We start from the raw sequence: 24,039 nt of genomic DNA, 5'->3' as shown, positions 1-24,039 counted from the left end.
CAGGCGCTCGGCGGCCTCAGGCCGCGGCCAGGGCGAGCTCCAGGCCGGAGACGAAACCGTCCTCGACGCGGTGGCCCAGGCACCAGTCGCCGCACACGCCCAGGCCGGACTTCGCATCCCACAGGAAGGACTGGCCCAGCGGCACCTGGGTCTTGGCGAAGCGCCAGCGGTGCACCTGGGCATGGGTCGGCTCGGCGCGGATGCCGGTGACCTCGGCGAAGCCCTTGAGCAGCTTGGCGGCCACGCGCTGGGGGTCGTCCTCCAGGTGCTCGAGCGACCACTCCGGGCTGGCCTGCACCGTCCAGCGCTCGATCAGCGCGCGCCCGGGCTTGGACGACTCGCGCGAGAGCCAGGTGATGCGGTGGTGCGTGCTCATGGCCGCATTCCACTGCGGCCCGAGGTGGAACATGCCGGGCTGCTGGGCCTGCGGGAAGGCGACCATCAGCGTCCAGCACGGCGCAACCTGCACCTGGCCGATGCGCTTGACGAAATCGGGCGCCAGCGAGGAGGCGCGCAGCAGGTCCGCCGCCTGCACCGAGGGGATGGCCAGCAGCACCTGGTCGAAGCCGGAGTGCACATGCACCGTGTCGCCGGGGCCGGCGGTGTGCAGCTGCCAGCGGGCCTGGTCGATGGCGTCGCGCTCGATGCGGGTGGCCTGGGTCTCCAGGTGCACCCGGCCGGCGTCGGCCAGGGGCTGGGCCCAGGCGCGCGCCAGCGCGTTCATGCCGGGGACCGGCACCCAGTGCGCCTCGACGCCGGTGCGCGCGGCCTCTGCCACGCGGCCATGCGGGTCCAGCACGCGCACCGCGTTGGCGCTCCAGGGGCGCACCAGGCCGGGCGTGAGCTGGAGCACGCGCTCGAAGCGCTCGTCGCGCACGGTGAAGTACTGGGCGCCGTGGTCGAAGCCGCCGAAGGGCGTCTGCCGGCAGGCCATGCGGCCGCCGAAGCCGCGGCTCTTCTCGAACACGATGACCTCGTGCCCCGCCTGCGCCAGGGTGCGGGCGCAGGCCAGGCCGGCGACGCCCGCGCCGATGACGGCGATGCGGCGCGGGGGGTTGGAGACCGCCGTGTCAGCGGCGGGCGAGGCGAGGGTCTTGGAGGTCTTGCGCGGCATGGTCGGTCGATTGTGTCATCACGGCAGGGTGGGGCCACCCGGGCGATCCAGGAGGGCTCGGCGGGTGGCCGGTGTTTCGAGGCGGTCGAGCCACCACTGGAGCGCCAGCCCGGGACCGAGGCCGCCGGTGTCGCGCCAGGCGTAGCTGGTGCGGGTCAGGCGGTCCGGGCGGCGCACCGGGCGCTCGACCAGCCGGCCCGACTCGATGTAGGGGCGCGCCAGCGGCTCGGGCAGGAAGCCCGCGCCCAGCCCGCGCAGCTGGGCGTCGAGCTTGGCGCGCATGGTGGGCACGGTGAGCACGTCCTGCCCCGCCAGCAGGCCCAGGGTCATGCCGCTGCCGCGCGTGACCGAGTCGGCCACCGCGACGGCGCGGTGCTTGACCAGCAGGTCGTCGTCCAGCGGCCCGGGCGCGCGGGCCAGCGGGTGGTGCGGCGCCACGGCGAACACGAAGCCGATCTCGCCCAGGACCTGGCTGCGGATGCCGGGCGCGGTGCCGGCCTCCAGCGACACGCCCAGCGCCAGGTCGGCCTGGCCGGAGACCAGCGCCTCCAGCGTGCCCGAGAGCGCCTCGTCGCGCAGGCGCAGGCGGGTCTGCGGCGCCACCTCGAAGAAGTCGTGGGCCAGCTCCATCACCGTGCTGCAGGAGATGATGGTGTCCACCGCGATCGTGAGCTGCGACTCCCAGCCGGTGGCCACGCGGCGCACCCGGTTGGCCACCGCGTCCACCTCGCCCAGGAGGCGCTCTCCCTCGCGCAGCAGTTCGGTGCCGGCGGGCGTCAGGCGGGCCTGGCGCGAGGCGCGGTCGAACAGCAGGGCGTCCAGCGCGTCCTCCACCTGGCGCACCCGGTAGGTCACCGCGCTGGGCACCAGCCCCAGCTCGCGCGCCGCGGCAGCGAAGCTGCCGGCCCGCGCCACCGCCTGCAGCAGGGCCAGGGTCTCCGGGGTGAGGACTTCGCGCGGGCTGGGCATGGGCATTCAGTTTTTTTGAATGATGCCATCAAACGCGGAGGCTCCGGGAGGCGGGGCCGGCCCCTACAGTCCCTCCATCGGGACGCCAACGCACCCCAGCACGAAAGGAGACCGGACATGTTGACCCTGCGCAAATCCCAGGACCGCGGCCACGCCAACCACGGCTGGCTCGACTCGTACCACAGCTTCTCCTTCGCCGGCTACTACGACCCCGCGCACATGGGCTTCGGCCCGCTGCGCGTGATCAACGAGGACCGCATCGCCCCGGGCACCGGCTTCGGCACGCATGGTCACCGCGACATGGAGATCATCAGCTACGTGCTCGAGGGCAACCTCGCGCACAAGGACAGCATGGGCAACGTCAAGGGCATCCCGCCCGGCGACGTCCAGCGCATGAGCGCGGGCTCCGGCGTGATGCACAGCGAGTTCAACCACGCGCCGGCCCAGGTGACGCATTTCCTGCAGATCTGGATCGAGCCGAACGAGACCGGCATCGCCCCGAGCTACGAGCAGAAGACCTTCGCCGAGGCCGACAAGCGCGGCCGCCTGCGCCTGGTCGCCTCGCCCGACGGCGCGCAGGGCAGCGTGACGATCCATGCCGACGCCCGCCTGCATGCCGGCCTGTTCGACGGCGCCGAGTCCGCCGAACTCCCCCTGGCCGCCGGCCGCAAGGCCTACGTGCACCTGGTGCGCGGCGAGCTCACCGTCAACGGCACGCCCCTCAAGGGCGGCGACGCCGCCAAGCTCGAAGGCGAGCAGGCCGTGCGCCTGGCCGCCGGCCGCGAGGCCGAGGTGCTGGTGTTCGACCTGCCCGCCTGACCCTTCCCTCTTTTCCTTTCAACTTCATTCCAAGGAGAAACACCGTGACCGCTTCCCCCAACGACAAGCTGCAGGACCTCTTGAGCCTGGCTGGCCGCATCCTGCTGGCCGCGCTCTTCGTGCCCGCCGGCTACGGCAAGATCGGCGGCTTCGAGGGCACCGCCGGCTACATCGCCTCGGTCGGCCTGCCGATGCCGCAGCTCGGCGTCGCCATCGCCATCATCGTGGAGCTGGGCCTGGGCCTGCTGCTGCTGGCGGGCTACCGCACGCGCCTGGTGGCCCTGGTGCTGGCGGCCTTCACCGTCGTGGCCGGCGTGTTCTTCCACAACTACTGGGCCATGCCGGCGGACAAGGTCATGATCCAGCAGATCATGTTCTTCAAGAACCTGGGCATCGCCGGCGGCCTGCTCGCCTTCGCGGCCTTCGGCGCCGGCGGCTTCAGCCTGGACGCCCGCCTCAAGCGCGATTGACGCGCCACCCATTTCCGCCCCCCGGGGCACTTTCCATCACCCACTGACTCAGGACAAGAACCATGGCATCCATCGCTATCGTCTACCACTCCGGCTACGGCCACACCCAGCGCCAGGCCCAGGCCGTCGCCGAAGGCGCCGGCGCCACCGCCCACCTGGTGGCCATCGACGCCGAGGGCAACCTGCCCGAAGGCGGCTGGGACCAGCTGCTGAACGCCGACGCCATCATCTTCGGCTCGCCGACCTACATGGGCGGCGCGAGCTGGCAGTTCAAGAAGTTCGCCGACGCCTCCTCCAAGGCCTGGTTCACCCAGGCCTGGAAGAACAAGGTCTTCGCCGGCTTCACCAACAGCGCCAGCACCAACGGCGACAAGAACAGCACCATGAGCTACTTCATGACGCTGGCCATGCAGCACGGCGGCGTGTGGGTCGGCACCGGCATGATGCCGTCCAACAGCAAGGCCGCCACCCGCAACGACGTGAACTGGATGGGCGCCTCCGCCGGCGCCATGGCCACCACGCCCTCCGACGCCTCGGTGGCCGAGATGCTGCCCGGCGACCTCGAGACCTCGCGCCAGTTCGGCGCCCGCGTGGCGGAAGTCGCCCGCAAGTGGGCCAAGTAAGGCCCGGGTGACGGCCATGTCCACCGGGCTCGAACTGACGGGACACGACAAGGACCTGGGCGGTGGCTTCACCGTGCGCCGCCTGCTGCCGGCGGCGCGCCGCCGCAGCGTGGGGCCCTTCGTCTTCTTCGACCATTTCGGCCCGGTGACCCAGGTCCCGGGCGCCAGCCATGATGTGCGGCCGCACCCGCACATCGGCCTGGCCACCGTGACCTACCTGTACGAGGGCGCGATGATGCATCGCGACAGCCTCGGCTGCGAACAACTGATCGAGCCCGGCGCCATCAACTGGATGCGCGCCGGGCGCGGCATCGTGCACTCCGAGCGCCGTCCGCAGGCGCTGCGCCAGACCGAGATGGTGGTGCACGGCCTGCAGCTGTGGGTGGCCCTGCCCGAGGCGCTGGAGGAGGCCGAGCCGGCCTTTACCCACACGCCGGCGGCTGCCATCCCCGTGCTGGACCTGGGCGGCGCCCGGGTGCGCGTGCTGGTGGGCGAGGCCTTCGGCGCGCGCTCGCCGGTGCGACCCGAATCGCCCACCACCTACCTGGACCTGCAGCTGCCCGCCGGCGCCACGCTGGACCTGCCCGCCGTAGCGACCGAGCTGGCGCTGTACCTGGTCGAAGGTGAGGCGGTGGTCGACGGCCAGCCGCTGGCCGCGCGGCGCATGCGCGTGCTGGAGGGCGGGCAGGGGACGCGCATCGAGGCGCGCGACGCCAGCCGCATCGCGGTGGTCGGCGGCGAGCCGCTGGGCCCGCGCCACATGTGGTGGAACTTCGTCCACTCCCGCCCCGAGCGGATCCACCAGGCCGCGGCCGACTGGGAGGCCGGCCGCTTCGCGCCGGTGCCGGGCGAGACCGAATCCATCCCCCTGCCGGCGCAGCGCTTCGTGCAGGCGCCGCCGCTCTGAGCGCCGCGGGCCGGCCGACGCGTGCCGGCACGTGAGGAGGCATGCCGCGCCTCTATGATGCGCGGCATGTCCCTGACCGACGTCTTCCCCTGGTACGACTGGCTCGCGCTGGCCTGGTTCATCGCCGTCTGGTGGGGCTATGCCTGGTACTCGCGCGCCGCGAGCGCGCGCGGCCAGACCCTGCTGGCGATCACCAACCGCTGGCGCCGCGCCTGGCTGTTCCAGGCCACCCAGCGCGATCCGCGCGTGGTCGACGGCGTGATCGTGCAGAGCCTGTCCTCCAGCCCCTCGTTCTTCGCCTCGACCACCATCATCATCATCGGCGGCCTGCTGGCGCTCCTGGGCACCACCGACAAGGCCGCCGAGGTGGTGCGCGAGCTGCCCTTCGCCGCCCGCACCAACATGCTGCAGTTCGACCTGAAGCTGGTGCTGCTGCTGGTGATCTTCACCTTCGCGTTCTTCCGCTTCACCTGGTCGATCCGCCAGTACACCTTCGCCGCTCTGATGCTGGGTGCCATGCCTGCGCCCGGCGAGTTCGCGGCCGGCCGCAAGGACCGCGAGGCGGTGGCGGACCAGGGCGCGGCCCTCGTGGGCATGGCCGCGGAGTCGTTCAACGACGGCGTGCGGGCCTACTACTTCGCCTTCGCCGCCATCGCCTGGTTCGTCTCGCCGCTGGCCTTCGCGGTCGGCGCGGCGCTGGTGGTCGCGGTGCTGTACGGGCGCGAGTTCCACTCGCAGGTGCTCACCGTCCTGCGGGGCTGAGCCCGCCGCGGGCTCAGTCGCGGGCGGGCGCGAGCGCCGGGTCGAGCGCCTCGCGCTCGTCGAACACGAAGCAGCCGCCCCGGTAATGGGCGCCGCCGGCTTCCTCGAAGTAGCGCAGGATGCCGCCTTCGAGCTGCCACACGTTGTCCAGGCCGGCCTCCTGCAGGTAGATCGCGGCCTTCTCGCAGCGGATGCCGCCGGTGCAGAAGCTCACCACGGTCTTGCCCTCGAGGTCGGCGCGGTGGTCCTGCACGGCCTGCGGGAAGTCGCTGAACTTGGTGATGCGCCAGTCGATCGCGCCCTCGAAGGTGCCGTGGTCCACCTCGAAGGCGTTGCGCGTGTCCAGCGTCACCACCGGGCGGCCGGCGTCGTCATGCCCCTGGTCCAGCCAGCGGCGCACGGTGAGCGCGTCGACCGCCGGGGCGCGGCCGTCCTGCGGGCGGATGGTGGGGTGGTTCATGCGGATGATCTCGCGCTTGACCTTCACCAGCATCTTGCGGAACGGCTGGTGGGCCGACCAGCTCTCCTTGACCGGCAGGCCGCCCAGGCGCGGGTCGGACTGCAGGCGCGCCAGGAAGCCGCGCAGGGCCTGCGCCTCGCCGGCCAGGAACAGGTTGATGCCCTCGGTGGCCAGCAGGATGGTGCCCTTCAGGCCGCAGGCCAGGGCGTCGGCGAGCAGGCGCTCGCGCAGGGCGGGGCAGTCGTCGAGTTCGACGAACTTGTAGGCGGAAACGTTGAGGATTTCAGGCACGAGGCCACGGATTTTAGGCGGGGTCAACCCCCGGCGACTTCCTACAATCGCAGGCTATGTTCGTCCACCTGCGCCTGCATTCCGAGTTCTCCGTGGTCGACGGCACCTGCCGCATCGACGACACCCTGAAGGCCGCAGCGGCCGATGGCCAGCCGGCCATGGCCATCACCGACCTGAACAACCTGTTCGGCGGCATCAAGTTCTACAAGGCCGGCCGCAGCACGGGCGTCAAGCCGGTGCTGGGCGCCGAGGTCATGCTCCAGGGCCTGGGCAAGGACGCCGCCCAGGTCTCGCGCATCGTGCTGCTGGTGCAAAGCCGCCAGGGCTACCTGAACCTGTGCGAGATCCTGGCCCGCGGCTGGACCGCCAACGTGGTCAAGGCCCAGGCCGTGTGCAAGCTCGAGTGGCTGCAGGAGCTGGGCGAGGGGCTGATCGCGCTGTCCGGCGCGCAGGCCGGGCCGGTGGGCCAGGCCCTGGTGCAGGGCGACGCGCACCGCGCCAGCCAGGCGGCGCTGGCGCTGGCGGGCGTGTTCCCGCACCGCTTCTACATCGAGCTGCAGCGCGCCGGCCGCGCCGACGACGAGGCCCATGTGGCCGCCGCGGTGCAACTGGCCGCCAAGCTGCACCTGCCCGTGGTCGCCACCCACCCGATCCAGTTCCTCACCGAGGACGACTACGAGGCCCACGAGGCGCGCGTGTGCATCTCCGAGGGCGAGATCCTGGGCAACCAGCGCCGCGTGCGCAAGTTCACCCGCGAGCAGTATTTCAAGTCCAGCGCCCAGATGGAGGCGCTGTTCGCCGACGTGCCCTCGGCCATCGCCAACACGGTGGAGATCGCCCGCCGCTGCAGCCTGACCCTGGAGCTGGGCAAGCCGCGCCTGCCGCACTTCCCGACGCCCAACGGCATGCCGATGGAGGAGTACTTCCGCTTCGCCTCGCACGAGGGCCTGAAGGAGCGCATGGCGCACCTCTACCCCGACGAGGCGCAGCGCGAAAAGGAAATGCCCCGCTACGTGGAGCGCCTGGAGTTCGAGATCAGCACCATCCTCAAGATGGGGTTCCCGGGCTACTTCCTGATCGTGGGCGACTTCATCAACTGGGCCAAGAACAACGGCTGCCCGGTGGGCCCGGGCCGGGGCTCCGGCGCCGGCTCGCTGGTCGCCTACGCGCTGAAGATCACCGACCTCGACCCGCTGCAGTACAACCTGCTGTTCGAGCGTTTCCTGAACCCGGAGCGGGTGTCGATGCCCGACTTCGACATCGACTTCTGCCAGGGCAACCGCGACCGGGTCATCGAGTACGTGAAGGACAAGTACGGCCGCGACGCCGTGTCCCAGATCGCCACCTTCGGCACCATGGCGGCCAAGGCCGCCATCCGCGACGTCGGCCGCGTGCTGGACATGAGCTACACCTTCTGCGACGGCATCAGCAAGCTGGTGCCGCAGAAGCCCGGCCAGCACATCACCATCGACGGCGCCATCGAGCAGGAGCCGATCCTGGCCGAGCGCCTGGAGAAGGAGGACGAGGTCAAGACCCTGATCGGCCTGGCCAAGAAGCTCGAGGGCCTGACGCGCAACGTCGGCATGCACGCCGGCGGCGTGCTGATCGCCCCGGGCAAGCTGACCGACTTCACGCCCCTGTACCAGCAGCCCGGCTCCGATTCCGCGGTGAGCCAGTATGACAAGGACGACGTGGAGGCCGCCGGCCTGGTGAAGTTCGACTTCCTGGGCCTGGCCACGCTCACGATCCTGGAGATCGCGCGCGAGTTCATCATGAAGCGCCACAAGGGCCAGGAGAACTTCGCGTTCGAGAACATCCCGCTCGATGACGCCGCCACCTACAAGCTGTTCTCCGACGGCAAGACCGAGGCGGTGTTCCAGTTCGAATCCCGCGGCATGCAGGGCATGCTGCGCGACGCCCGGCCCACCCGCCTGGAAGACCTCATCGCCCTGAACGCGCTGTACCGCCCGGGCCCGATGGACCTGATCCCCAGCTTCGTGGCCCGCAAGCACGGGCGCGAGGAAGTGGAGTACCCGCACCCCCTGGTGGCCGACATGCTCTCCGAGACCTACGGCATCATGGTCTACCAGGAGCAGGTGATGCAGACCGCGCAGATCCTGGGCGGCTACTCGCTCGGCGGCGCCGACCTGCTGCGCCGGGCCATGGGCAAGAAGAAGGCCGAGGAGATGGCCGAGCACCGGCAGATCTTCCGCGCCGGCGCGGCCAAGAACGACATCCCGCAGGAGAAGGCCGACGAGATCTTCGACCTGATGGAGAAGTTCGCCGGCTACGGCTTCAACAAGTCGCACGCCGCCGCCTACTCGCTGCTGGCGTACCACACGGGCTGGCTCAAGGTTCATTACACGGCGGAGTTCTTCTGCGCCAACATGACCGTGGAAATGGACGACACCGACAAGCTCAAGGTGCTGTTCGAGGACGCGGTCAAGAACTTCGGCATCACCTTCGAGCCGCCGGACGTGAACCGCGGCGTCTACCGCTTCGAGCCGGTCACGGACAAGGTGATCCGCTACGGCCTGGGCGCGGTCAAGGGCACGGGCCAGTCGGCCATCGAGGCGATCGTGGCGGCGCGCGAAGGCAAGGGCAGCGGCCCCTCCGGCTCCGAGAGCGGGCCGTTCACGAGCCTGTTCGACTTCGTCAAGCGCATAGACCGCAGCCGCATCAACAAGCGCACGGTGGAGGCCCTGATCAAGGCCGGCGCTTTCGACGCGATCCAGCTCAATCGCGCCTCCCTGGTGGCCAGCATCGACCGCGCCTGGGAGTTCGCCATCGCCGCCGAGGCCAACGCCAACCAGGGCGGCCTGTTCGACCTGGGCGACGACACGCATGGCGCCAGCACCACCGAGCCCGACCTGGTGGAGGCCACGCCCTGGGGCGTGAAGGAGCGCCTCACCTTCGAGAAGACGGCGGTGGGCTTCTACCTCTCGGGCCACCTGTTCGACGAGGTGGCCGCCGAGGTGCGCCGCTTCGCCCGGCGCACCATCGACGACCTGATCGACTCGCGCGAGCCGCAGCTGATCGCCGGCATCATCAGCGACCTGCGGGTGATCAACGGCCAGCGCGGCAAGGTCGCGATCTTCAAGCTCGATGACAAGTCCGGGATGATCGAGGCGGTGGCCGACGAGTCCGTCATCAACGCCAGCCGCAACCTGCTCAAGGACGACGAGCTGGTGATCGTCATGGCCAAGATGCAGCCGGATCGCTTTTCCGGCGGCTTCCGCCTGAACGTGCAGCAGGTCTGGGACCTGGCCACCGCGCGCTGCCGCTTCGGCAAGTACCTGAAGGTGGCCGTCAACGGGCGCGCGCCCGACATCCACCGCCTGGTGCGTGAGTTCCCGCCGCAGCGCATCGAGAGTGAGCAGGGCGAACTGGTGCGCGGCCTGCCGGTGCGCCTGGCCGTGCGCCGCGAGCAGGCGGTGGCCGAACTGCTGCTCGGCGAGGAGGCCCGCTTCTTCCCCAGCGACGCCGCCTTGGCCAGCTGGATGGCCCAGGCGGACCAGGGGCAGGCGCAGATCGTCTACGAGGCCTGAGAGGCTTCGTTCACGGCGTCTGAGCCTGCTTGCCGTCCGCCGCGGCCGCGGCGGAGGTGTAGGCCATGTCGGTGTGGACCTGCACCAGTAGCGGCGCCTCATTGCCCGCGCGCAGGTCGAACACGCATTCGACCGCCATGCGCACCGCCGAAGCGGGCGTCTCCACCTGCTCGACGCCGATGATGGCGGCCGAGAAGCGCTGGAAGGTGCCGGCGCGCGCATGGAGCAGGCCGTCCGCGCCGGTCCACAGGTCGTAGCTCTGTCTCGAGCCGCCCGTGTTGTCCTTGCCCTGGAGGAACCCGTGCAGCGCGGTGAACTTGGCCAGTTGCATCTGCAGGGCCTGGCACAACGCGGCCGACACCTTGGGCAGCATCCGCTCGCCGGGCTCGCCGGCGGGCAGGGCCGAGAGCAGGCCGGCCGCCACCGCCTCGGGGGTGCGCGCAAGCGTCCGGCCCTGGACCGAGTAGTCGGCGCCGACCGCGTCGCGATGGACCTGGTGGGCGATCTGCACGGTGCGGCCGTCGGCGATCTTCACGGACATGGGCTCGACGGCGGTCTGCATCAGGCCGACCTGGCGTGCCACCTCCCGGTGCAGGTCCCGCAGGCCGGGGTTCGGGCCGGCGAGGAAGCTGGTCTCGGACTTCATCGCCTCGGCGAAGGCCTGGCGGTCGCTGCTGCCGGTGGCGGCGATCGTGTCGGGCAGGGTGCCGGCGATGGCCGTCCCCGGCAGGACCGTCGGGCCTGCCTGGTTCGGCCGCTCGAGGGCGGTCTCGCGCGCCAGCACGGTGCGGACCTGGTCGGCCGGGCCGGCGAGCGCGAATTCGAGGGTCGCCATCAGGCGGGGCATCGACATGCCCGGGGTCTGCCGCATGGCGTCGAACCACGCCGCGGCCTTGCCGGCGTCCTCGCGGATGTCCTTCGAGGAGGCCGAGAGGATGTCCTTGACCATGAAGGCCTGCCGCAGCAGCTCGCAGCAGGCCCGGTCGGGGAAGCTGCGGTGGAACGGGGGCGCTGGCTCGCCGGGCCCGGGTGTGCCGGCGCCGTCCTGGACCAGGCTGCCCCGGAGGGTCGCCGCGAAGGCGTCGACCTTGCCGGCGCGGAACTCGGCCTGTTCCCGGTCCGCCATCGCGATGGCGCGGTTCATCAGGGACAGCGTGAGCTTGTCGCCTTCCAGGGTGCGGGCCACGTTCGCCCCGATGTCGCCGTGGTAGCCCGACGCCAGGGCGGACCGGAACTGCAGCAGGGTCACCTCGCCGCCGGCCGAGGGGGCGGCCGTGGTCGGGGTCGGGGTACCGACCAGGGCGCCGACCAGCGAGCTCCAGAGGGAGGGTGGGTTGGTCGGTTTCTGCAGCGAGAGCGTGGCCGGCTCCTGGCCGCTGCCCAACTTGACCTGGACCAGGTCCGAGGCGGACTCCGGGCCCGCCTGCAGGCCCAGGGCCCGGAATTGCTGGATGCTCACGACCGGCTGCATGCGCGCCTCCTCGGATCCCGGCGAACTGCTGGGCAAAGGCGTGGTAACGGATGAGCTGGCCGGGTTCCCCGCTCGTCGGGTCCGGCCGGGGCTTCAGCCCTTGGGCCGGAACTCCATCAGCAGCGGGCTGTGAACGCGCCCGTCGGTGTCGCGGGGCAGGACCTCGGTGCGGTCCAGGGCGCGCAGCACCGCGTCGTCCCAGGCCTTGTTGCCGCTGGACTTGGTGACCTTGCGGCTGGTGATGGTCCCGTCCGGGGCCATGCGCACCTCGACCTCGGCGACCGGGTTGCCCGGCACGTCGTCGCTGAAGACGATGTTGGGCTTGACCCGGGCGCGGATGCGGCCGGCGTAGCTGTCCGAGGGGCCGGCCGAGCGCAGCGCGTTGCCGGTGGCCGTGGCCCCGCCGGTGGCGCCGGCCAGGCCCTGCATGCGGCGCAGGTTCTCCTGGCGCAGGGCCTCGGCGCGCTTGGCCTCGGCCTGCTCCTGCGCCTGCGCCTTGGCCAGCTTCTCGGCGGCCTCGCGCTTCTTCTGGTCCTCCAGGCGCTTCTGCTCGGCGAGCTGCTTCTTCTTCGCTTCGGCCTTTTCCGCCTCCAGCTTCTTCTGCTTCTCGCGCTCGGCCTCGAGCTTCTTCTTCTCCTCGGCGGCCTTGCGCTGCTTCTGCAGGGCGATGTCGGCGTCCTTCACCGCGGGTGGCGGCGGCGGGGCCTGCACCCGGGGCGCCGGGGCGGGCGGCGGGGGAGGGGGCGGCGGGGCCTCGACCAGCCTGGGCGCGGCCTCCTGCGCGGTGGGGGCCCACAGTTCGGCCTCGGCGGCCAGCGTCTGCGGGTCGCGCTTCCAGCCCACGCCCCAGGTCAGGGCCGCCACCAGCACGAGGTGGGCCAGCACCGCCAGGCCCAGGGCGCGGCCCCGCCCGGGTTCGGGCGGCGGCGCGAAGGCCTGGGGGTCGGCGACGTGCATGGCGTGCTCGAGGTGTCGGGGGCCGGGGAGGGTCAGGGCGCGAGCTGCACCGACAGGCCCACGCGCTGCACGCCGGCGCGCTGCAGGGTGTCCATCACCCGCACCACGGACTCGTACTTCACGTTGCGGTCGGCGCTGATCACCACCGCGCTGCTGCCGGGGGCCTGGCCCTGCTGCGCGCGCTGCACCACCGCGGCGACCTCGGCGGCGCTCACGCGCTGCAGCTTGTCATCCAGCCGCACCTCCAGCGATTCGTCCTTGCCGATCACGATCTCGATCTTCTGGTCCGGCTGGCGGTTGGCCTTGCCCACGCTGGGCAGGTCGATGGTGCTGGGCGTGATCAGGGGCGCGGTGACCATGAAGATGATCAGCAGCACCAGCATCACGTCGATGAAGGGGACCATGTTGATCTCGTTCACCGCGCGGCGGCCCTTGCCGCGGGAGGCGACGCCGGGCATTACTCAGGCCTCCGACGGGCCGCCCCCAGGCAGGCCTGGGCCCCCTCGGGGGGCAGCGCACGACGCGCAGCGAGAAGCGTGGGGGTCATGTTTCAGTGGGCCGACGCGGTGCCCGCGCCGACGTTGCGTTGCAGGATGTTGGAGAACTCCTCGATGAAGGTCTCCAGCTTGATCGAGACGCGGTCGATGTCGCGCGCGAAGCGGTTGTAGGCCAGCACCGCCGGGATCGCCGCGAACAGGCCGATGGCGGTGGCCACCAGCGCCTCGGCGATGCCGGGGGCCACGGTGGCCAGGGTCACCTGCTGCAGGCTGGCCAGGCCGGTGAAGGCGTGCATGATGCCCCACACCGTGCCGAACAGGCCCACGTAAGGGGAGACCGAGCCGACCGAGGCGAGGAAGGAGAGGTGGTGTTCCACCGCGTCCACCTCGCGCTGGTAACTGGCCCGCATGGCGCGGCGCGCGCCATCGAGCAGGGTGCCGGCGTCGGTGATGCGGCGCTCGCGCAGCTTCTGGAACTCGCGCATGCCGGAGGCGAAGATGCGCTCCATCGGGCCGGCGAGCTTGGCGTTCTTGGCGGCCGCGGCGTACAGGTCGTTCAGGCTGGTGCCGGACCAGAACTCGCGTTCGAAGTCCTCGTTCAGTGCCTTGATCCGCTTGAGGGAAATGAGCTTGCGGAAGATGGCCGCCCAGCTCGCGACCGAGACGGTCACCAGCAGGGCCATCACCAGCTGCACCACCCAGCTGGCGTGCAGCACCAGGGTCAGGATGGACATGTCTTGGTTCATGGCTTGAGCACTTCGAGGAGGGAGGTGGGGATTCTGGCAGGGCGCAGCGTGGCGGCCTCGACCCAGCCGATGCGGATGGTGCCTTCGGCCAGCACCGTGCCGCCGGATTTCAGGCGCGCGTCCTGCGCGATGACCAGCGAGGCGCGTCCCGCTTCTTCGAGCCGGGCGGAGACCAGGAGTTCATCATCGAGCCGCGCGGACCGCAGGTAGCGCACCGCGGTCTCGCTGACGACGAACATCCCGCCGGTCTGCTCGCGCAGCGTGCTCTGGGCGATGCCCAGGGACCGCAGCCACTCGGTGCGGGCGCGCTCGAAGAACTTCAGGTAGTTGGCGTAGAACACGATGCCGCCGGCATCGGTGTCCTCCCAGTAGACGCGGACGGGGAATTCAAAACTCATTCGAAGGTGTCCCGCAGCGCGCGCAGGCGCTCGATGGCCAGTTGCAGCTGCGGCATCGAGCTGGCGGTGGAAAAGCGCACGTAGCGGTCCATGTCGGTGTGGCCGAAGTCACGGCCCGGGGTGATGGCCACATGGGCGCGCTCCATCACCGCGAAGGCCAGCTCCCAGCTGCCCGCCACGCCCAGGCGCTCGCACCACGCGCGGCAGTCGGCCCAGGCGTAGAACGCGCCGTCGGGCCGTACCGGCACCGTCAGGCCCAGGGCCTCCAGCTGCGGGATGAACCCGTCGCGCCGCGCCTTGAACTCGGCGCGCCGGCGCTCGTACTCGGCCAGGCTCGCCGGCTCGAAGCAGGCCAGGGCCGCGTGCTGGGCCACCGCGCTCGGGCAGATGAACAGGTTCTGGGCGAGGCGCTCGACCACCGGCACCAGGGCGTCGGGCACCACCAGCCAGCCCAGGCGCCAGCCGGTCATGTTGAAGTACTTGCTGAAGCTGTTGACGCTGATCACGTCCTCGCCCAGGGCCAGGCCGGTGTGGCCGTAGGCCGCCTCGTAGCTCAGGCCCAGGTAGATCTCGTCCAGCAGGGTGATGCCGCCGCGGGCGCGCACGATCTCGTGGATGCGCGCCAGCTCGGCGAACTCCAGCGAGGTGCCGGTGGGGTTGGAGGGCGAGGCGAGCAGCACGCCGCGGGTCTTCGGGCCCCAGTGGGCCTCGACCTTCGCCGCACTGAGCTGGAAGCGCTCGGCGGCGGTGGCCGGCACCAGCACCGGCGTGCCCTCGGCGGCGCTGACGAAGTGGCGGTTGCAGGGGTAGCTCGGGTCCGGCATCAGCACCTCGTCGCCGGCCTCCACCAGGGCCAGGCAGGCCAGCTGCAGGGCGGCCGAGGCGCCGGCGGTCAGGACGATGCGGCGGGCCGGCACCGCCACCCCGAAGCGGGTGCGGTACCAGTCGCTGATGCGCTCGCGCAGGGCGTCCAGGCCCAGGGCGTCGGTGTACTGGGTGAGGCCGTCGCGCACGGCGCGCGCGGCGGCTTCCTGCACCAGCGGCGGCGCGGTGAAGTCCGGCTCGCCGATGTTCAGGAACACCATCGGCCGGTCGCCGCCCGCGTTCTCGCGGGCCAGGCGGGAGGCGGCCTTGGCCACCTCCATCACGTAGAACGGCTCGATGCGTTCGGCGCGCCTCGCGATGCGCAGCGTCACTTCGCCTTCCCGGTGGCGCGGTCGGCCTCGACCTCCAGGGGGCGCAGCTGGGCGGCCAGGCCGTTGAGGACGGCGTTGACGTACTTGTGGCCGTCGGTGCCGCCGAACTCCTTGGCCAGCTCCACGCACTCGTTGATCACCACGCGCCAGGGCACCTCGACGGCGTGCTGGAACTCCCAGGTGCCGATCCACATGGCGGCATGCTCGATGGGGGAGATCTCCTCCCACTTGCGATCGAGCAGGGGCGTGATCAGCGCATCGAGTTCGGCGGCCTGCGCGATGCAGCCGTGCAGCACCGCGTCGTAGTGGGCCGCGTCGGCCTTGTGGAAGCCGGACAGGTCGCGGGTGAAGTGGTCGATGGCCTCGGCCTCGTTGCCGCCCACCAGGCGCTGGTAGAGGGCCTGCAGCGCGAACTCGCGCGCGCGGGTGCGGGCCGACTTGGCCGAGGCCTTGCGGGCGCCGGTGGCGGTCAGGCCGGGGCGGCGCGCGGGACGGGCGCCTTCGTTCTGGGGCTCGTCGCTCATTTCTTCAGGCCTTGCAGGAGGTTGCACATTTCCACGACCACGCGGGCGGCGTCGACGCCCTTCTCGACCTGGCGGGCCACGGCCTGCTCCAGGTTCTCGGTGGTGAGGATGACGTTGGCGATGGGCAGGCGGTAGTCCAGGCCCACGCGGGTGACGCCGGCGGCCGATTCATTGGCCACCAGCTCGAAGTGGTAGGTCTCGCCGCGGATGATGCAGCCCAGGGCCACCAGCGCGTCGAAGCCGCCCCGGTCGGCCAGCGCCTGCAGCGCCAGCGGCACTTCGAGCGCGCCGGGCACGAAGACATGGGTGATGTCGGCATCGGCCACGCCCAGGCGGTGCAGTTCGCCCTTGCAGGACTGCGCCAGGGTGTCGGTGATGCTCTCGTTGAAGCGGGCCTGGACGATGCCGACCTTCAGGCCGGTGCCGTCGAGGGCGTGGGCCTGGCCCTTGTCTGCGCCTTGCATGCGGTGTGTTCTTTCGGTTCTCTGGCTGTTTCGGGGCGCCGCGCTCAGGCCGCGCCGGGGGTGACGTAGCCGGCGATCTCGAGGCCGTAGCCCGCCATGCTGGGCATGCGGCGGGGCGAGCCCATGACGGTCATGCGGTGCACGCCGCATTCGCGGATGATCTGCACGCCCACGCCGTAGGTGCGCAGGTCCATGCGGCCCCGCTCGGGAGCCTGGGCGGAACGGGCCGTGCCCTCGAACTGCGCCAGCAGCTGCTCGGCGGACTCGCCGGCATTGAGCAGCACCACCACGCCGCGGCCTTCCTTGGCGATGTGGGCGAGGGCGGCGTCGAGGCTCCAGGAGTGCATCTTGCGACCCACCTCCAGCGCGTCGAGCACCGACAGGGGCTCGTGCACGCGCACCGGCACGGCGTCGGCCGGGCCCCACTGGCCCATGACCAGGGCCAGGTGCAGGCCCTCGCTCGGCTGGTCCTGCCAGGCGTGGGCGGTGAACTCGCCGTAGGCGGTCTTCAGCGGGCGCGAGGCGACCTTCTGCACCAGCGACTCGTTGCGGCTGCGGTACTCGATCAGGTCGGCGATGGTGCCGATCTTCAGGCCGTGCTCGGCGGCGAAGACCTGCAGGTCCGGCAGGCGGGCCATGGTGCCGTCGTCCTTCATGATCTCGCAAATCACCGAGGAGGGCGTGAGGCCGGCCATGGCGGCGAGGTCGCAGCCGGCCTCGGTGTGGCCGGCGCGCATCAGCACGCCGCCGTCGACGGCCTGCAGCGGGAAGATGTGGCCCGGCTGGACCAGGTCCTCGGCCTTCGCGTCCTTGGCGACGGCGGCCTGCACGGTGCGGGCGCGGTCGGCGGCGGAGATGCCGGTGGTCACGCCCTCGGCCGCCTCGATGGAGACGGTGAAGGCGGTGGAGTGCTTGGTGCCGTTGCGTGAGACCATGGGCGGCAGGCGCAGCAGCTCGCAGCGCTCGCGGGTCAGGGTCAGGCAGATCAGGCCGCGGCCGAAGCGGGCCATGAAGTTGATGGCCTCGGGGGTGACGTGGTCGGAGGCGAGGACCAGGTCGCCCTCGTTCTCGCGGTCTTCCTCGTCGACCAGGATGACGATGCGGCCGGCCTTCATGTCGGCCACGATGTCCTCGACCGGCGAGATGGCCACCGGGTTGACGGGGGAGGTCAGTGCGTTCATTGGGAGACTTTCTCGGGCAGCGAGCCGCCCAGCATGCGCTCGACGTAGCGCGCGATCAGGTCGATTTCCAGGTTCACCGGGGTGCCGTCCTGGAGGGCGTGCAGGGCGGTGTTCTGGACGGTGTGCGGGATCAGGTTGATGCTCACCTCGCAGCCCTCGGGCAGGTCGCGCACCGCGTTGACGGTGAGGCTCACGCCGTTGACGGTGATGGAGCCCTTGTAGGCGAAGTACTTGCCCATCTCGCCCGGGGCCAGCACCCGCAGCTCCCAGCTCTCGCCCACCGGGGCGAAGCGGCTGACGCGGCCGATGCCGTCCACATGGCCCGAGACGATGTGGCCGCCCAGGCGGTCGTGCGCGCGCAGGGCCTTCTCGAGGTTGATCGGGACGCCCGCCCGGTCGAGGCCGGCGGTGCGGGCCAGGGACTCGGCGGAGATGTCGATGGTGAAGGTGCGCGCCGCGGGGTCGAAGCTGGTGACGGTCATGCACGCGCCGTTGAGGGCGATGCTGTCTCCCAGGCCGACGTCATCGAGGTACCCGTCGGGCGCCTCCAGGGTCAGGCGCTTGCCGTGCTGCGAAGAACTTCCGAGGTCGTGGACGGCGGCGATACGCCCCACGCCGGTGATGATGCCGGTGAACATCCGGCTATTTTCGCAGGTATTCGGCAGGGCCTCAGAAGCGGTCGCGGCCGGGGACCCGGGCGAGCACGCGCAGGTCCGGGCCGACCGGCGTGGCGGACGTGAATTCCAGGTCCACGCCCTGCGCCAGTGCGGTGAGCGGGCCGAGGGCGGCCATGCCGCGGCCGGGGCCCAGCAGCCGGGGCGCGAGGTAGACGAGGAACTCGTCGACCAGGCCCTCGCGCACCAGGGAGCCATTGAGCTTGTGGCCGGCCTCCACGTGCAGCTCGTTGACCTCGCGCGCGGCCAGGTCCCGCAGCATGGCGGCGAGGTCCACCTTGCCGCCGGGGCCGGGTCGGGCGATGACGGTGGCGCCGCGCGCCTGCAGGGCCGCGCGGCGGGCCGGGTCGTCGCTGGCGGTGTAGACCAGGAGCTCGCGGCCCGGTCTGAGCAGGCGGGCCTCCAGGGGCAGTTCGAGGCGGCTGTCCACCAGCACCACGCGGGGCTGGCGGGGGGTCTCGACGAGGCGCACGTCCAGCTGAGGGTCATCCTCCAGCACGGTGCCGATGCCGGTGAGGACGGCGCAGGCCCGGGCCCGCCAGGCGTGGCCGTCGGCCCGCGCGGCGGGGGAGGTGATCCACTGGCTGGCGCCGTTGTCCAGGGCGGTGGTGCCGTCCAGCGAGGCGGCCACCTTCATCCGCACCCAGGGGGTCTTGCGGACCATGCGGCTGAAGAAGCCGAGGTTCAGCTCGCGCGCGGCCGCCGCGCCGGGGCCGACCTCGACCGCGATGCCCGCGGCGCGCAGGCGCTCGAAGCCGCGGCCGCCCACCAGGGGGTTGGGGTCGCCGAGGGAGGCCACCACGCGGGCGATGCCGGCGGCCGCCAGCGCGTCGCAGCACGGGCCGGTGCGGCCGGTGTGCGAGCAGGGCTCCAGGGTGACCCAGGCCGTGGCGCCGCGCACGTCCTGGCCGCGGGCCTGGGCGTCACGCAGGGCCATGACCTCCGCATGGGGGCCGCCGGCAGCCTGGGTGGCGCCTTCGCCGAGCACGCGGCCGTCGGCGGCCGTGATCACGCAGCCCACGCGCGGATTGGGGCTGGTGATGAAGAGGGCGCTTTCGGCCAGCGCGAGGGCCCGGGCCATCGGCGCGGGCACGGCGGATGCGTCGGGCGGGGGGCTGGTCGGGGAGGTCGGTTCGGTCAAGGCGGGCGGTCGGTGGTTCAGCGCCAGCAGGACTGTACATCGCTGTCGCCGCTGACCGTGCGCTGGCCCGCCTGGTCCAGCCGCAGGCTGCCGCAGCCGGTGTCGGCCGACTGCTGGTTCTGCGGGTCGGCCTGGAGGACGTAGGTGGTGGCGGTGGGCTGGCTGGCGGCGAAGGCGAAGGAGTAGCGGTTCTCGAGCTCCCGCACGCAGCCGGCGGCAGGCACCGCGCTGGCGGCGTCGTAGGCCATGTCGGTGGTGTAGCGCCGCTCCATCTGGTGCGCCAGGGACTGCAGGCAGGCGGCGGCGGTGGCGCGGTAGGCGCGCCGGGCATGGCTGGCATACCCCGGGTAGGCCACCATGGCCAGCAGGGCGACGATGACCAGGGCGACCAGCAGCTCCATCAGCGTGAAGCCGCGCGGGAGTGCGGCGGTCGGGGCCTTGCGGGCGGCGCGGGGCGTCGTCATGCTCACTCCGCCAGGAGTTCGCGCCAGGCGATGCGGCGGCGCAGGGGGCCCGGGCTGCGGGCACGGACGGCGGCCAGGGCCGGGGTCGCGTCCTGGGCGTCCTTCGTGCCGGAGCCGCCGACCAGGACCAGGGTGAGGTTGCCGGCGTTCATGGCTGCGGCGGCGGACGGGGCGCCGACGGAGAGTTCGACCGAGCCGATCGGGCGGTCCCCGAGCCGGTCGTCCTCGAACCGGTTGCTGCCATTGACGTCGAGCAGGCCGACCTCGGTGCCCCCGCCGGTGAAGGGCTCGACCACGTTGAGGAAGCCGCGGCCGCCGGGGTCGCAGGGCTTGTCGGCCGTGGGCACCAGGGACACGGCAAGCAGGGCCGGGATGCCCAGGTTCAGGACCTGGGAGTTGGTGACGATGCGCTCGCCCGCGGGCGGCTGGTTGAAGTCGATGTACCAGCCCTGGCGGCCGGTCATGTCACCGCTGGCGGCGCGCGAGAAGGTGCGCACGGTGCGGCCTGCGAAGGTGCCGACCTGCTCGATGCGCCGCTTCACCAGAGTCCCGCGGTCCTGGCCTATCGGCGAGCCTGCCTCGGCCAGCAGGCCGTACCAGCTCTGCACGCGGGTGCTGGCCGGATCCTCTTCGCGGAAGTAGGCGCCGGTGCCGAAGAACGCGAAGAGCTTGCCGAAGTTCTTGTCGCTGGCGCGGTCGTTGCGCGCCACGTGCAGGCGCGCCGTGATGGGCTGAGGCTGGTTGTCCGGCCCCCGGGCCTTGAACAGAGGCAGGCCGTCCAGGCCCACGCGCCAATCCCCCGGAGCCTGGGCAGAGATGTCGAAGCGCCAGACGTTGCCCTTGAGGTCTCCCGCGACGACCAGGTCGGCCCGGCCGTCGTTGTCGGTGTCGATGACGGCGGGAGCGGCCAGGCCGTTGTCGCCGCCGCTGCCGGTGGCGAGCTTGCGGACCGAGGCCAGCTTGCCGTCGGCGCTGACGATGAAGATGTAGAGGACCGCGTCGCCTTTGCGGCTGTTGTAGCCGTTGCCGGCCACCACGCCCAGGCGGCCGTCGGCCAGGCGCACCGGCACGGCCTCGCCGAGCATCAGGCCCAGGTCGTCGTCGCCTGCGGCCTCGGTGCTGCCCTCGGGCGTGTATTCCCACAGGAAGTTGGCGGCGCCGAAGGACGCGGGGTTGGACACGTCCAGCGAGAACATGCCCTTGCCGCCCCGGCCCAGGAGGGCGTAAAGGTAGCCTCGGCTGGAGGTGTTCGTGCTCCGCGGAGCGAGGGCGATGGCGCCGTCGACGAAGTACTGGTGGCTGTAGTCGCTGCGGGCGAGTGCCGGCAGGCGCGAGACCACGGCGCGCGGGATGAAGCCGAACAGCTCGACGCCATCCTGCGCCCGGAAGGCGTGGAGCATGCCGTCGTTGCCACCGACGAACAGGGTGTCGGTGTTGCGGTCGTAGGCCGGGCCGGAGTGGACGAAGTCACCCAGGGCGCCGTCGCGATCGCGCAGGGTGCCGCCACTGGCCCGCTCCGCGGCGCGGTTGCCGCGCAGGTAGTCGAACACGTCGGCGCTGCCGAGGGACTTCTGGTCGTCGGAGGGCAGGGCACCGAACGAGGTGACCGCCGCGGTTCCGCCCGTGGCCGTGCGCATGAACAGACGCCGCTGCTGCCATTCGGGGAGCATGGCGTTGGCGGACCACGCCGTGGTGCTGCCGATGCCGCTGGCGCTGACGGCGCGCGCCACGAGGTCGCCGGACCAGCGGCGCGAATCGAAGCTGGCCTGGAAGACCCGCGAGCCCTGGCGCACGCTGGGGCCGGTGGTCGCCACGCTGCTGGCGCTGCTGGTGCGGCGCAGGATCTCGCCCAGGGCCTTGCGCAGTGCCGCGCGCAGGCGGGTCGGGTTCTGGACCATCAGGTAGGTATCGGGTACGCCGTCCCCGTCGGCGTCCCATTCCGTGCTCAGGTCGGGCTGGTGCGGCTCGGTCTCGGGGGTGGACTCGACGAAGCCGCCCCACTTGGCGGCGTACCACAGCGGGTCCTTGAGGAAGGTGGCGGCAGCGGCCGTGCCGGGGCGGAAGGTTCGCCTGGCCACCTCTGTCACGCCCAGGCGGTACATCGGCAGGCGCTCGCAGGCCTGCGGCGGCGAGGCGGCGTCGCAGTCGCCGGGGCGCTGGCCCGGCGGGGTGCTCAGGAAGTAGGAGACCCGGGCGGGTTCCTTCTGCGGGTCGCCATTGGTTTCATCGTTCTGGACCTCGAGGTAGACGCCGTCGGCCTCGGTCCCCGAAATCACGTACCCGATGCGCAGGCGCACGCCGGTGAACTGCGTGCGGGTGGGCCGAAGCTGGACCTGCAGGGTGCCTTCCGCAGTGACCTGGACGGTGTACTCCACGACGAAGTCCATGTCGTGGTCGGCTCCCTGTTCGGCATCCTCGAAGTTGATGAGGAATCGTGCGAAGTAGCGGCCTCCGTTGACGGAGGCATTGGCGTCCCCGGGCCCTGTGTTGGCCAGGCTGTCGACATAGAAGTCGACGATCTGCGCGGTGGGCTGGTAGTTGCCCTTGGCCTCGGAGACCCCACCGCCGCTGATGGACTTGCCGAAAGGCACGAGCGTGATCGACTTGCCGTCGCCCATGGGCACCGTGATCCGCGGCAGGGGCGACGCCAGGGCCACGACGAAGGTGTCGACGGACTGGCGGCCGGCGAGGTCGGCCCGCAGGTCGGTGCGCTTGCCGAAGCGGGCGACCGCGGCGGCGGTATAGCTGCCCTGCTTGGTCGGCTCCTCGGGGACGAGCCCGCGGACGCTCGCCAGGGACTCCACCGGCTTGGCGGTCGACGCCGCGTCGAACCTGTTCCCCGACTGGCCGATGAAGTGCAGGCCCTTGACGTCCGCCTCGGCCGCGGTGATCGCGTCGAGTTCGCGGCTGGTGTCCAGGCCCGCCAGGGCCTGGCTGCCGGCGCCCGCCGAGAAGGCCGGGTCCGCGCCCGGGACCTGGTCGGAGTCGTACGAGAGGTTGGTGTCCGAGATCACCAGCAGGCTGGCGCGCGAGCAGCTCGCGGCCTTGGCGCTGCCGGAGGCGCCATAGGGATCGTCCCAGGCGGGCAGGGGCAGCCCCACCGCGGTGTCCGCGCCGGTGGGGGCCGAGAAGGCGGGTGTCGCCGCGCCCGCGCCGGCGAAGTAGCGCAGGGCCTCGTACATCATTTCGCCCACCGGATTGCCCCAGTCCGGGTAGTCATCGGGCTTGGGGGGGTAGTCGGTCTTCCAGGTGCGGTAGCGGCTGCTCGTGTAGCCGTTGTTGAAGTCCCGGATGCGCAGTGCGTTGAAGGTTCGCACCAGCGTGGCCGATGCGGTGAAGGTGCCGTCTTCCGGCTTGACCTCCGAGGCGAAGGGCCCGACGGCCTTGCGCAGGCGCCCCCCCGCCATGCTGTTGTCGTAGCTGCCGGTGATCAGGCCGAAGTCCATCAACCCGGTCTCGCCGAACTCGTGCAGCAGGCCGGCGGGCTTGTAGCCCGCGGGGTAGGAGCGGCACCGGTCACTGCCATGGAAGGCCGCGGTGCAGGCCTGCACCCGCACGGTCAGGTCGCTGCGGGTGCCTGCGTGGTTGCTGTTGCTCAGAACGGGCCGCTCGCTCGAGGCCCAGTCCCAGACCCGGCGGGTCGAGTTCGTGACCACCGAGAGCCAGGGCGGCAGGTCGCTGCAGGTCTGGAGCCTTTCGCAATTGACTGCAGCGTTCGGCGTGAGGTTGCCGAAGAAGTGGCGCCTGCCATCCATCGGCGCCTTCAGGGGCGTGTACTCCTCGATGGCGTAGCCGTCCACCGCCTTGCTCGTGTACTCCTTGGCCCAGGAGTGGGCGTCCTGCGGGATGTAGGCGCGGCGCAAGATGGTGCTTTTCGCTTCGTCGACCTCGCGCATGCCCCCGTAGAGGACCACGCGCAAGGCGTCGATCCGGCTGGTGGTGACGTAGTTCAGCCAGTTGCCGGACCACTGTCCGGTGCAGGTGCCTAGGCTTCCGGCCGAGGCCGCTGGCGTGAACAGGCCGGCGTTGTCCGCCCGCCCGTTGTGGCTGTAGCAGGTGTTGCTGTCGAACAGGCCCAGGTAGGTGATGGCGGGCTTGAAGCGGGTGTCCGGGACGCCGTCACCGTCGATGTCGCTGGCGTCGTTGTACGCCTCGTAGAACAGCCGGTGGTCCTTGGCCGCGACCAGCATCACCAGGGGCTTGACCGCGGGGCGGCTGGCCAGCGGCACCCCGGGGATGGTGAAGTCGGCCCGCGCGGGCCAGGCGCTGCACCAGGCTGCGAGCAGGAGGGCCATGACGCCGTGGCGGGCGGCCAGGGCGGTGGGGGTCCGGGGGCATGGTGACATGTTCGAGGCTCCGGGTG

Annotated in this window: 22 protein-coding genes; 6 read left to right on the top strand and 16 right to left on the bottom strand. The window is 71.4% G+C overall.

The window, feature by feature from the left end; all coding sequences use genetic code 11:
- Positions 1-16: 16 nt before the first annotated feature.
- Both ACFQZY_RS01495 and ACFQZY_RS01490 read right to left on the bottom strand, forming a co-directional pair.
- On the bottom strand, positions 17-1,114 hold the full coding sequence (locus ACFQZY_RS01495; RefSeq protein ID WP_377411735.1) for an NAD(P)/FAD-dependent oxidoreductase: 1,098 nt from the start codon (positions 1,112-1,114) through the stop codon (positions 17-19).
- Between the two features lie 18 nt (positions 1,115-1,132).
- Positions 1,133-2,083, bottom strand: a complete 951-nt coding sequence (locus ACFQZY_RS01490) for a LysR substrate-binding domain-containing protein (RefSeq protein WP_377412610.1) — start codon at positions 2,081-2,083, stop codon at positions 1,133-1,135.
- 117 nt (positions 2,084-2,200) lie between these two features.
- Here ACFQZY_RS01490 and ACFQZY_RS01485 point away from each other — a divergent pair, with 117 nt between their 5' ends.
- The 5 genes from ACFQZY_RS01485 to ACFQZY_RS01465 all read left to right on the top strand — a co-directional run bounded on the left by ACFQZY_RS01485 (position 2,201) and on the right by ACFQZY_RS01465 (position 5,664).
- Positions 2,201-2,902, top strand: coding sequence for a pirin family protein (locus ACFQZY_RS01485; protein WP_377411733.1), 702 nt, complete (start codon positions 2,201-2,203; stop codon positions 2,900-2,902).
- Positions 2,903-2,946: 44 nt separating this feature from the next.
- Complete coding sequence (locus ACFQZY_RS01480) at positions 2,947-3,372, top strand: DoxX family protein (protein ID WP_377411731.1); 426 nt, start codon at positions 2,947-2,949, stop codon at positions 3,370-3,372.
- A gap of 62 nt (positions 3,373-3,434) precedes the next feature.
- On the top strand, positions 3,435-3,995 hold the full coding sequence (locus ACFQZY_RS01475) for a flavodoxin family protein (protein WP_377411729.1): 561 nt from the start codon (positions 3,435-3,437) through the stop codon (positions 3,993-3,995).
- A 16-nt stretch (positions 3,996-4,011) separates the two neighbouring features.
- Positions 4,012-4,902: a pirin family protein gene (locus ACFQZY_RS01470; RefSeq protein ID WP_377411727.1), complete on the top strand. Its 891-nt coding sequence runs from the start codon at positions 4,012-4,014 to the stop codon at positions 4,900-4,902.
- A gap of 66 nt (positions 4,903-4,968) precedes the next feature.
- Positions 4,969-5,664 carry a DUF599 domain-containing protein gene (locus ACFQZY_RS01465; protein ID WP_377411725.1) on the top strand — a complete coding sequence of 232 codons (696 nt, stop codon included), beginning with the start codon at positions 4,969-4,971 and terminating at the stop codon, positions 5,662-5,664.
- A gap of 13 nt (positions 5,665-5,677) precedes the next feature.
- Here the strand turns inward: ACFQZY_RS01465 and ACFQZY_RS01460 are convergent, their stop codons facing one another.
- The gene (locus ACFQZY_RS01460) at positions 5,678-6,415 is read right to left on the bottom strand and encodes a sulfurtransferase (RefSeq protein ID WP_377411723.1); all 738 of its coding nucleotides are present in this window, start codon (positions 6,413-6,415) and stop codon (positions 5,678-5,680) included.
- Between the two features lie 56 nt (positions 6,416-6,471).
- Here ACFQZY_RS01460 and dnaE point away from each other — a divergent pair, with 56 nt between their 5' ends.
- Positions 6,472-9,963 carry a DNA polymerase III subunit alpha gene (gene dnaE / locus ACFQZY_RS01455; protein ID WP_377411721.1) on the top strand — a complete coding sequence of 1,164 codons (3,492 nt, stop codon included), beginning with the start codon at positions 6,472-6,474 and terminating at the stop codon, positions 9,961-9,963.
- A gap of 10 nt (positions 9,964-9,973) precedes the next feature.
- Here the strand turns inward: dnaE and ACFQZY_RS01450 are convergent, their stop codons facing one another.
- The 13 genes from ACFQZY_RS01450 to ACFQZY_RS01390 all read right to left on the bottom strand — a co-directional run bounded on the left by ACFQZY_RS01450 (position 9,974) and on the right by ACFQZY_RS01390 (position 24,022).
- Positions 9,974-11,434, bottom strand: a complete 1,461-nt coding sequence (locus ACFQZY_RS01450; RefSeq protein WP_377411719.1) for a hypothetical protein — start codon at positions 11,432-11,434, stop codon at positions 9,974-9,976.
- A gap of 93 nt (positions 11,435-11,527) precedes the next feature.
- Complete coding sequence (gene tolA / locus ACFQZY_RS01445) at positions 11,528-12,391, bottom strand: cell envelope integrity protein TolA (RefSeq protein ID WP_377411717.1); 864 nt, start codon at positions 12,389-12,391, stop codon at positions 11,528-11,530.
- Between the two features lie 32 nt (positions 12,392-12,423).
- Complete coding sequence (locus tag ACFQZY_RS01440) at positions 12,424-12,849, bottom strand: biopolymer transporter ExbD (RefSeq protein WP_377411715.1); 426 nt, start codon at positions 12,847-12,849, stop codon at positions 12,424-12,426.
- A 92-nt stretch (positions 12,850-12,941) separates the two neighbouring features.
- Entirely contained in the window at positions 12,942-13,634 is a 693-nt protein-coding gene (gene tolQ, locus ACFQZY_RS01435) for a protein TolQ (protein WP_377411713.1), read from the bottom strand.
- Positions 13,631-14,032: a tol-pal system-associated acyl-CoA thioesterase gene (ybgC, locus tag ACFQZY_RS01430; protein WP_377411711.1), complete on the bottom strand. Its 402-nt coding sequence runs from the start codon at positions 14,030-14,032 to the stop codon at positions 13,631-13,633. Before ybgC ends, tolQ begins: the two co-directional genes overlap by 4 nt.
- Positions 14,029-15,222: a pyridoxal phosphate-dependent aminotransferase gene (locus tag ACFQZY_RS01425; RefSeq protein ID WP_377412608.1), complete on the bottom strand. Its 1,194-nt coding sequence runs from the start codon at positions 15,220-15,222 to the stop codon at positions 14,029-14,031. Before ACFQZY_RS01425 ends, ybgC begins: the two co-directional genes overlap by 4 nt.
- Before the next feature lie 2 nt (positions 15,223-15,224).
- Positions 15,225-15,752 (bottom strand): transcription antitermination factor NusB, encoded by a 528-nt coding sequence (nusB, locus tag ACFQZY_RS01420; RefSeq protein WP_377411709.1) that lies wholly within the window; start codon positions 15,750-15,752, stop codon positions 15,225-15,227.
- Positions 15,749-16,216: a 6,7-dimethyl-8-ribityllumazine synthase gene (gene ribH, locus ACFQZY_RS01415; protein WP_377411707.1), complete on the bottom strand. Its 468-nt coding sequence runs from the start codon at positions 16,214-16,216 to the stop codon at positions 15,749-15,751. Before ribH ends, nusB begins: the two co-directional genes overlap by 4 nt.
- Positions 16,217-16,260: 44 nt before the next feature.
- A complete protein-coding gene (gene ribBA, locus ACFQZY_RS01410; RefSeq protein ID WP_377411705.1) occupies positions 16,261-17,397 on the bottom strand; it encodes a bifunctional 3,4-dihydroxy-2-butanone-4-phosphate synthase/GTP cyclohydrolase II in 1,137 nt (378 codons plus the stop codon).
- On the bottom strand, positions 17,394-18,035 hold the full coding sequence (locus tag ACFQZY_RS01405; protein WP_377411703.1) for a riboflavin synthase: 642 nt from the start codon (positions 18,033-18,035) through the stop codon (positions 17,394-17,396). The genes ribBA and ACFQZY_RS01405 overlap by 4 nt, the downstream gene beginning before the upstream one ends.
- A 31-nt stretch (positions 18,036-18,066) precedes the next feature.
- Positions 18,067-19,152: a bifunctional diaminohydroxyphosphoribosylaminopyrimidine deaminase/5-amino-6-(5-phosphoribosylamino)uracil reductase RibD gene (gene ribD, locus ACFQZY_RS01400; RefSeq protein ID WP_377412605.1), complete on the bottom strand. Its 1,086-nt coding sequence runs from the start codon at positions 19,150-19,152 to the stop codon at positions 18,067-18,069.
- 77 nt (positions 19,153-19,229) lie between these two features.
- Positions 19,230-19,676: a type IV pilin protein gene (locus ACFQZY_RS01395; protein ID WP_377411701.1), complete on the bottom strand. Its 447-nt coding sequence runs from the start codon at positions 19,674-19,676 to the stop codon at positions 19,230-19,232.
- Positions 19,677-19,678: 2 nt separating this feature from the next.
- Positions 19,679-24,022: a pilus assembly protein gene (locus ACFQZY_RS01390; protein WP_377411699.1), complete on the bottom strand. Its 4,344-nt coding sequence runs from the start codon at positions 24,020-24,022 to the stop codon at positions 19,679-19,681.
- Positions 24,023-24,039 lie beyond the last annotated feature (17 nt).

The sequence above is a fragment of the Ramlibacter sp. GCM10027632 genome (assembly GCF_042675325.1).
Taxonomy (GTDB): domain Bacteria; phylum Pseudomonadota; class Gammaproteobacteria; order Burkholderiales; family Burkholderiaceae_C; genus Ramlibacter.
Note: the sequence above shows the minus strand (reverse complement) of the source record. Positions and strands in the feature narration are given on the sequence as shown.